Source organism: Amycolatopsis sp. NPDC026612 (assembly GCF_040638285.1).
GTDB lineage: Bacteria > Actinomycetota > Actinomycetes > Mycobacteriales > Pseudonocardiaceae > Amycolatopsis.
The window spans coordinates 25,051-33,668 of sequence record NZ_JBEZYB010000081.1; the positions used below are offsets into that span (position 1 = coordinate 25,051).

Genomic DNA, 8,618 nt, shown 5'->3' on the forward strand with positions numbered 1-8,618 from the left:
GCAGGCGGTGAGTGCACCGCTGAGGGCCACGGTGGCAAGAAACGCGGCACCTGCTTTGCGGCGGCGCGTAACAATGGAGTTCGTGGTCATGTGCGGGACCTCCTGATCGTGGGCTACCGGTCGTCCGGCCGACGATGTTCAGCTTCGTCGGATACGGGGCGAAGGACACTGGTGCCGAGTCCCACCGACGGTGGAGTCAGCCCTACTGCGCGAGCACCGGTCGATCCGTCACGATCAGAGTCCGATGTGCTCGCGTGCCTCAGACCGGGGCGGGACACCGGACCGATCGATGCGCCGGCACAGGATGGTGGAGTGTGATGAACGATTCCCGCGAGACTTTCTCGCCGGGGGGCGCCTCGCCCACGCCGGAGCGTCCCCGTCCCACCCTGCGCTCACTGCTGGCCCTGCGGGTGAGCCTGACGGGGTGGTCCGTGGTCCTGCTGGCGGGCTCGATCGCAGGCGCCGCGCTGGCCACGCTCTGGATCACCTCGGTGCCGCTCATCGCCCTCGGCGCAGGGATCCCGCTCACCTTGCTCGCGACCGCACTGATCCGGTGGCTCGCCGACCTGCACCGGCAGTGGGCCGCGCGGCGGTTCGGCGAATCGGTGGCCCGGCCCTACTTGCCGACCCCGGACGCCGGCTGGCCGGTGCGGCTGTGGACGATCCTGCGTGATCCGGCAACCTGGCGCGACTGGACCTGGCTGGTGATCAACTCGCTCACCGGGTGGCTCACGTCCGGGCTGTCCGTTCTGCTGGTCATCGGCGGGTTCGTCTACCTGCTCTACCCGCTGATCTACCTGCTGACCCCGCCCCAGGTGTTCCGCACTCCGCTGGGCGAGGCCTTCCGACTGCACAGTGCGGGCCAGTCGTTCGCCTTGGTGCCGCTCGGCCCGGTGTGCTTCCTGCTCTGGTACGCCACCGTCACGCGGCTGGCGAACCTCAACGCCCGCGTGATCCGCCTGCTGCTCGGCCCGACCGAGCAGGCCCGGCTGCGGGCCCGGGTCCGGCAGCTGGCGACCTCGCGCGCCGAGACCGTCGACACCCAGGCCGGGGAACTGCGCCGGATCGAACGCGACCTGCACGACGGCGCCCAGGCCAGGCTGGTGTCGCTGGGCATGAGCCTGGGCCTGGCCGAACAGCTGCTGCCCGAGGACCAGGAAGCCGTCCGGCAGCTGCTGGCCGAGGCCCGCGACTCGGCCTCGGGCGCGCTGGGCGAGCTGCGCGACCTGGTCCGCGGCATCCACCCGCCGGTACTGGCGGACCGCGGCCTGGACGGCGCCCTGCAGGCCTTGGCCCTGGCCAACCCGATCCCGACCACAGTCGTGACCCGGCTGCCGGGCCGGCTGCCGGCGCCGGTCGAGTCCGCGGCCTACTTCGCCGTCACCGAAGCCTTATCGAACGCCATCAAGCACGCCGGCGCCCGGCACATCCGGATCACCGTCGAGCTCGGCCCTGCCGGGGAGCTGACGATGCGGGTGGCCGATGACGGCCGCGGCGGCGCCTCGCCCCACCACGGCACCGGCCTGCGGGGCATCGCCCGCCGCCTGGCGGCCTTCGACGGCACACTGGCCGTCGACAGCCCGCCGGGCGGCCCGACCGAGATCAGGATGTCCCTGCCGTGCGCGTCGTCATAGCCGAAGATCTTGCCTTGCTGCGCGAAGGCCTGATCAGGATTCTCCAGACCACCGGCTTCGAGGTCATCGCATCCGTCGACAATGGACCGGCGCTCACCCAGGCATTGATGACGCACCGGCCCGACGTCGCCATCGTCGACGTGCGGCTGCCTCCGACCTTTACCGACGAGGGCCTGCGCGCCGCGATCGCCGTCCGCAAGCGGATCCCCGGCCTGCCCATCGTGGTGCTCTCGCAGTACGTCGAGCAGCTCTACGCCCGGGAACTGATGTCGGACCGCGCGGGAGCGGTGGGCTACCTGCTCAAGGACCGGGTGATGGACGTCGGCCAGTTCGTCGCCGCCGTCCGCCAGGTCGCCTCGGGCAGCACGGTCATGGATCCCGAGGTCGTCAGCGCCCTGCTCACCCACCGCGCCACCGATCCGACACTCCGGACGCTGAGCCCGCGTGAGCACGAGGTTCTGACCTTGATGGCCGAGGGCCGCTCCAACGCGGCGATCGCCGCCCGAATGTTCGTCACCGAGAAGACCGTCAGCAAACACATCAGCACGATCTTCACCAAGCTCGACCTCGGGCTCTCGCAGAGCCACCACCGCCGCGTCCTCGCCGTCCTCGCCTATCTGGAGAAGCCTACTGAGACCGACAAGACCGCCTCGGGATAGCCGTCGGGCCGCGATCAGCCAGTCAGGACCGGTTCCTTCCAGGCGTGACCACTCCGGTATCGACCGGCGCAGTCCCGTCGTCGTCGGCCGCGCCAGCCGCGGTGATCAGCCGTTGCCCCAGGGTGGACACCACCTCACGCAGCTCCTGCGGGTGCTCGATGACAAAGGGGCTGCCGAGCATTGCCAGGGTGCCGGCGACCCATTCGAGACGTTCGGCCCGCAGGAATACCCGGACCCAGCTAGCGGTCTCGTCAGTACTGGGGTTCGCCGGAGTCACCGACGCCAGCGTTTCCGGTATCAGAGAACGCACATGCGCGATGTTCGCGCGGATGCGGAAGGACACGTCGTGCAGTTGCGGAGACGGTGCCAGCGGGCCGATGACCTGCTGCACCGGGTCGGCGTCGGCCGGCACGGCAAACGTGCCCTCAAGCAGACGGACGCCAGCAATCCGGTCAAGACGAAACGTCCGCATCGCCTGCCGCGTCACGTCGAATCCGGTCAGGTAGAGCCGGCCGTGGTGGGCTACGACACCATGGGGCTGCACGAATCGCTGTGCCGCCCGGCCGTGCCGGGCCCTGTACCCGAAAGCCACCGGTCGCCGCTCCCGTGCCGCCTCCGCAAGCGGCAGCAGCACGGCGGCCACGCTGTCACTGGCAGTTTCATCATCGTGGTCACCTTTCCCGGAGGTGGTGAAGTCCACGGTTTCGACGACGGCGCCGATGCGATGTCCAAGCGGTGCGGGCAGTACTCGGCGCACTTTGGCGGCCGCGCTGTCGACCGCCAGCGCAGACGCCGGCCCCGGCCCCGACTGCCCACGTTCGGTGAGCAGTAGCGCCCACACCACGGCCAGTGCTTCCTCATCGGTCAGCATGAGCGGCGGCATGCGGTAGTGACGAGCCAGTCGGTAGCCGCCGTACCGGCCGCGCGTCCCCTCAACCGGGATATCCAGATCGCGTAGATGCTCGATGTAGCGGCGGACGGTGCGCTCGTCGACAGCGAGCTGCTCGGCCAGCTCGGCGACGCCGTGCGTGCCGCCGGCTTGCAGCAGCTCCAGCACGGCTAGCACCCGGGCGGTCGGTCGGGCCACGTCGTCCAACTTACCTTACATTCCGGGCGGATATTGCCCGGAATGGGTTCTAGCTTAGCGCCATGACCATCAGCAACACTGTTCAGCTGGCCTCGGTTCGCGTCATCACCGAGGATCTACCACGCCTCCTCAGGTTCTATGAGGTGGTGACGGGGGTTACCGCCCAGTACCTGACCGACGACTTTGTCGAGCTGGTGACGCCGTCCGCCACCTTCGCCCTCAGCGCTCCAGGCCGGGTCGCGTTCATCACCGAGAACACGCCCCGGGCGGCGGCCAATGCCAGCGCCATCGTCGAGTTCCTGGTCGGCGACGTCGAAGCCCTTTTCGCCCGGCTCCAAGCCGAGTACGGCGACGACCTGGAGGTCGTCCAAGCCCCGGCCATGATGCCCTGGGGCAACTTGTCGGCCCTGATTCGCGACCCGGACGGAGCCCTGATCAATCTCTATACGCCGATGACGCCGCAGGCGCGGCGACTGCAAGGTGACCGCCAGCCGCAGATGTTGCCGTAACCCAGCTGACAACCAAGCATTGCGCGGTCTTGCTGGGCGACACGCAACGACCGCCATCACCAACTCGTCGAGGCGATCACGGGAAGCGAATTTGTCCGGGCTGCGTCTGCCACGGCGGCGCAGCCCGACTTCTGTCCCCCGGACACCCGAGGCGCACCACGAAAGCCGGAAACGTCCACTGTTGACGCGGCTCTGGCTGGTGCTCGCCGCCGTGGCCGGGATGGTCACGATGCTGAGTGCTCCCGCGTTCGCCGGGCCGGGCGACCACGGCACGGACCCTCTCGCGTCCGGCTGCGCCAACGGTGCCGGCACCATCCGCACCGGCACCGTCGGCAGCGTCTTCTACGAGATCCGCTACTCCGCTGCATGCGGGACGGCGCGTCCGGATCATCGGGGTCGGGCCGGGCGTGGACGGGGAGCGAGGCCAGCGCCATGGTCAGGATGTCGATGTGGTCGGCGGCGGTGTTCGCCCCGGCTTTGCCCGGTCGCAGGATCCCGGCCGGCGCTTCACCACCGGCCACGTCAGGGCGATCGAGATAGGCCGGCAGCGGGTGGAACCCGAAGGTTTTCTTCCACGTTTCGCCGCGTTTTCCTTCTCGCTGTGCGCGATAGTGATCGTCGCGTCGATGTCGATCACCAGCCCATTGGTCACATCGGGTCCTGCTTCGGCAACCCAGGCCGTTCCCGCGCTGCCGCGCGGACCGCCTGCAGACGGCCCAACTGCTCAGCGCCGACCCGGTCCAGCACCCGCCACGCGGTAGCGTCGCTGGGAGTGCCTTCCTGCTGAGTGAATCGTGGACCTTCGCAAACCCAAGTTTCCCTTACGGGACAGGCACTTCCTCCATTTACAGACTCTGATCTACATCACATCGCGTGAAAGACGCAGGCTGGCCCAACTCTCCGATCGACGCCGCATACGGGTAGCCCTCGGGTGAGCGAGCAACTCGAGGACCTGCGCTTCACAACCCATGACGAGCACCGGTACGTGACCGCGCGGGACGGCCGGATCGACGTCCGTTCCCTGGTGCTGCGTGTTGACGCTGTCCGGTAGCCGAGTGGCTCCCTGCGGTTCGGCCAGCCTCTCGACGCCACTGTGATCCGGCGTCAGCCGCACACCCGCAGCTCGGCGCAATAGGCGAACGGAACGCCGGTGTGCCGCACGAGGTGCAGGCCGGCGTCGTGCGCGCGGGAGGCGAGCTTCAGCAGCGGAACGTAGTGGCGGTCGGCGAATTCGCCGACGATCACCCGGCCGGCCGGCTTGAGCACCCGGCGTAGTTCCCGCAGCGCGTCCCTCGGGTCGCCGGGGATCTCGCCGAGCACGGTCACCAAGTAGGCGGCATCGAAAGTCGCGTCGGGGAACGGGAGTGCGCGCGCGTCCGCCAGCGTCGGCTCGATCGTCCGGATGCCGCGCCGGGCGGCTCGCCGGGTGACGTGGTCGAGCATCGGCTGCTGAATGTCCACGATGTCCAGCCGGCCGCTGGCGCCCAGCCGGCGTGCGACGGGCAGGGACTGCAGGCCCGTGCCGGGACCGACTTCCAGCATCCGCTCGCCCTCACGCGGCGCGAGAATCCGCTCCAGGCGTCTCGGCGTCAGCAGCGGCAGCGGCAGGTTCAGGATCCAGCGTTGCGCGACCGGATACGGCGCACTGTCGGTGCCCCATACCGCGGCCGCGGCCGCGCCGGCCACCCCGAGCGCGGCCCACCCCATACTGCGATCAGTCTTCATGCCTTCCCCCTTCGGCAGCTTCGGACAGCCGTCGATCACCAGGACGGCCGGCCGCCGGGGAGGTTGCTCGGCTCCCTTGCCCAAAAGACGCTGATAAAGCGGCCCGTGAAAGAGAAACCGCGAGCGCTGCTACCACGAAACCCGGCCGCTGTTCACCGGGACGAGGTCAGGGCCGATGTGGCGTCGCCGGATTGTCGAGGTTCCCCGGCGGTCTCGCTCTCCGCGGGAACCGCGCCCGGGTCTCGGCGAGGCGGCGGGCAAGGAAGCGTTGCTCCGGCTCGGTTGCGCGAGGTCGAGCGCCCGCTGGTAAGCCAGCCCGGCGCGGGTGTCACGCCCGGCTCGGCGGAAGAGCTCGGCGCGAGTGGAGTGTGAAAGTAGCAGCTCGTCCGCGGGCAGGCCGTTCGTCACCGGTGCGGATCGACCGCAGCGGGTGTACGACGTAGCGGCCAACGGCAATGTGCGCCCTGCGTCTTCGGTCCCCCGCGTTCGACCGGCTGGCCAGGGCCTGGCGGCCAACCCTGCCCGTCGGGGCGCAGGCGCTGCCCGACCCGGGCAAGCTGCACACAATCGTGCTATGGGTACGGCCAGCAGGTCGGCATTGGGAACGCACTCGTCCGGCATGACGGTGACTGGCTCGGCTCGGCGGTCCGGTGTTCAGTCGGTGCTGTTGTCGGCGCCGCCGAGGCGGAGCATGGCGCGGTAGAGCTGTTCGGGGGTCAGGGGCGGTTCGGGCAGCGGGTGAGCGCGCTCGGCACGGAAGCCGTCGAGCATCAGGTACAGGTGGCGGCGCCAGGCGTGCGGGGCGATCCCGTCGGTCGCCTCGATGATCCGGCTGTGGGACCAGATGATGAAGGCGAGGTCCTCGGGTACCAGGTCGGGTCGTAGGCCGCCCTGCTCTCGTGCCCGTTCGACGATGCGTACGCCGAGGTCGTGGATGCGGGTCTGCTGGCCGGCCAGACAGGCGGTCTCCGGCAGCCGGATCGAGGCGAAGTCGTTGAAGCCCCGGTCGCGGGCCTGCAGTTCGCACATGGTTTCCAGGAACAGGCACAGCCCTTCCCACGCGTCGTCCATGCTCAGGGCCTGTTCGGCGGTGGCGACCCAGATCGCGAGCTTGCCGGCGAAGACCTCCTGCACCAGGTCGAGCCGGGCGGGGAAGTGTTTGTAGAGGGTGCCGATGGCTACCCCGGCGCGCTTGGCGACCTGCTCCAGCGACGCCTGCATCCCGTGCTCGGCGAACATGGCCCGGGCTGCGGCCAGCAGCGAGTCGCGGTTGCGCTGGGCGTCCCGACGCAGCGGCCGGGCGGGCGCGGAGGCCGTGGTCGCGGCTGGTGCGCGTTCAGGGGGCATGCTCCACAGCCTACCAAAGTGAGGGGTACCTCGACTTCTGTGTTACGCTGGACCCGAAAGGTGAGGCACCCCTCGTGTTGTGCGGCTGTGCCGCGATTCGGCTCGGATCAGGCTCGGGAGACTTGATGAAACTGACCATCTTCGGCGCCGGCGGCCGCACCGGCACGCACCTGGCCGAGCAGGCGCTTGCCGCGGGACACGACGTGGTGGCGTTGATGCGAAATCCGGCGAAGCTCACCCTGCGCCACGAACGGCTGCGGGTCGCGCAGGGCGAGCTGACCGACGAGGTGGCCGTTGAGGACGCCGTCCGCGGCGCCGACGCCGTCCTCGCCGCCCTGAGCCCCAAGATCTTCGGCGGGCCCCGGGACCTGCCCCTCGCGTCGGGAACGGGCACCATCCTGGCCGCGATGCGCACCCACGACGTCCGCCGGCTCGTCTACAGCTGGGGGCCGAGCATCCTGATCCCCCGTCACCCCCTGCTGCGCACAATGCGCAGCGCGAGCTTCGCCCTGCTCGGGCGGCTGCCCGCCACCCACTCCATGGTCAACGAGACGGCCGCGGTGGGCGAGGCCATTCGCGGCTCGGATCGGGACTGGACCATCGTGGTCGTCACCGCGCCCCACGACGAGCCCGGATCGGGAAGGGTCAAGGTGCGCACCGGAAACGGAACCGGGGACCGAGTCGGCTCGCGCATCTCCCGGGCCGACCTCGCACAGTTCATGCTCGCTCAGGCCGATGACCCGCGATACGCGCAGCAGGAGCTGCGGATCAGCAACTGACACCGGCCCTGCACCTCTTCCGCCTCACCAACTCGAGCGGCACTCGATTCCAACCGAATCCCGCTGTTCACCACCCTGTTCTCATTGAAGGAGAAGTCATGCCTACCATCGCCATCATGGGTGCCGGTCCCGGAATGGGGCTCGCCATCGCCCAGACCTTCGGCAAGGAAGGCCACCAGGTCGCGCTGCTGTCGCGTACCCCGGCCAAGCTCGAGCCGGTCGTCGCCGAACTGACCGACCAGGGCATCGACGCGGCGGCTTTTGCCGCCGACGTGCTCGACCGGCCCTCGATCGTCGCCGGCCTCGCGGCGGTCAAGCAGCGATTCGGGCAGATCGACGTCTTCGAGTACTCGCCGTCCAACCCGGCGCTGCCGATGGCTTCCTCCCTCGAGCTGACCCACGACAACGTGCAGATCCAGCTCGACTTCTACGTGCACGGCGCCGTGGCGGCGGTCAACCAGGTGCTCCCGGAGATGCTCGCCCGAGGCTCGGGCACGATCCTGTTCACCACCGGCGCCTCATCGGTACGCCCCGAGATGGGCCATGACATGTTCGGCAACGCCGCCCCGGCCGCGGCGTGGCTGCGCAACTGGGCCCACGGTCTGCACGCCGCCGCCGCTCCCCGAGGAGTACAGGTCGGCCACATCGCGATCGGCGCGTGGATCGGCCGCCAGCCGGGCGCCACCGCACCGGAAGAGATCGCGCCGCTGTACTGGGAGCTGCACACCCAACACGACCAAGCCGAGAAGGTCTTCTTCCCCAGTGACCAACCCGCATCCTGAGCTGTCGTCGCTTCGTGAAAACTGACCCCCAGGAGTCTTCCGAAAGTTGACCCCCTCTGAGGTAGGAGGGTGCTGAACGTGGAGGACTGGGCGGAG

General features: G+C 69.3%; 8 protein-coding genes and 1 pseudogene. 5 read left to right on the top strand and 4 right to left on the bottom strand.

Annotated elements, in window-relative coordinates:
- Nucleotides 1-317: 317 nt before the first annotated feature.
- Together AB0F15_RS38110 and AB0F15_RS38115 are read left to right on the top strand one after the other, a co-directional pair.
- Nucleotides 318-1,634 carry a sensor histidine kinase gene (locus AB0F15_RS38110; protein WP_360281475.1) on the top strand — a complete coding sequence of 439 codons (1,317 nt, stop codon included), beginning with the start codon at nucleotides 318-320 and terminating at the stop codon, nucleotides 1,632-1,634.
- Entirely contained in the window at nucleotides 1,619-2,293 is a 675-nt protein-coding gene (locus AB0F15_RS38115) for a response regulator transcription factor (RefSeq protein ID WP_360281477.1), read from the top strand. Before AB0F15_RS38110 ends, AB0F15_RS38115 begins: the two co-directional genes overlap by 16 nt.
- A 22-nt stretch (nucleotides 2,294-2,315) precedes the next feature.
- Here AB0F15_RS38115 and AB0F15_RS38120 read toward each other — a convergent pair whose 3' ends face one another.
- The gene (locus AB0F15_RS38120) at nucleotides 2,316-3,350 is read right to left on the bottom strand and encodes a YafY family protein (RefSeq protein ID WP_360281479.1); all 1,035 of its coding nucleotides are present in this window, start codon (nucleotides 3,348-3,350) and stop codon (nucleotides 2,316-2,318) included.
- A 92-nt stretch (nucleotides 3,351-3,442) separates the two neighbouring features.
- Here AB0F15_RS38120 and AB0F15_RS38125 point away from each other — a divergent pair, with 92 nt between their 5' ends.
- Nucleotides 3,443-3,889, top strand: a complete 447-nt coding sequence (locus AB0F15_RS38125; RefSeq protein WP_360281481.1) for a VOC family protein — start codon at nucleotides 3,443-3,445, stop codon at nucleotides 3,887-3,889.
- Nucleotides 3,890-4,329: 440 nt separating this feature from the next.
- Here AB0F15_RS38125 and AB0F15_RS38130 read toward each other — a convergent pair.
- The 3 genes and pseudogenes from AB0F15_RS38130 to AB0F15_RS38140 form a co-directional block, all read right to left on the bottom strand.
- Nucleotides 4,330-4,535 (bottom strand): annotated as a pseudogene (locus tag AB0F15_RS38130) (transposase); the annotation flags it as partial.
- A gap of 458 nt (nucleotides 4,536-4,993) precedes the next feature.
- Nucleotides 4,994-5,614 carry a methyltransferase domain-containing protein gene (locus AB0F15_RS38135; RefSeq protein WP_360281483.1) on the bottom strand — a complete coding sequence of 207 codons (621 nt, stop codon included), beginning with the start codon at nucleotides 5,612-5,614 and terminating at the stop codon, nucleotides 4,994-4,996.
- Nucleotides 5,615-6,268: 654 nt separating this feature from the next.
- Complete coding sequence (locus AB0F15_RS38140; protein ID WP_360281485.1) at nucleotides 6,269-6,961, bottom strand: helix-turn-helix domain-containing protein; 693 nt, start codon at nucleotides 6,959-6,961, stop codon at nucleotides 6,269-6,271.
- Between the two features lie 125 nt (nucleotides 6,962-7,086).
- Here AB0F15_RS38140 and AB0F15_RS38145 point away from each other — a divergent pair, with 125 nt between their 5' ends.
- Together AB0F15_RS38145 and AB0F15_RS38150 are read left to right on the top strand one after the other, a co-directional pair.
- Nucleotides 7,087-7,740 (top strand): NAD(P)H-binding protein, encoded by a 654-nt coding sequence (locus AB0F15_RS38145; protein WP_360281487.1) that lies wholly within the window; start codon nucleotides 7,087-7,089, stop codon nucleotides 7,738-7,740.
- Between the two features lie 98 nt (nucleotides 7,741-7,838).
- Nucleotides 7,839-8,522 carry an SDR family NAD(P)-dependent oxidoreductase gene (locus AB0F15_RS38150; RefSeq protein ID WP_360281489.1) on the top strand — a complete coding sequence of 228 codons (684 nt, stop codon included), beginning with the start codon at nucleotides 7,839-7,841 and terminating at the stop codon, nucleotides 8,520-8,522.
- The last annotated feature ends 96 nt before the right edge of the window (nucleotides 8,523-8,618 follow it).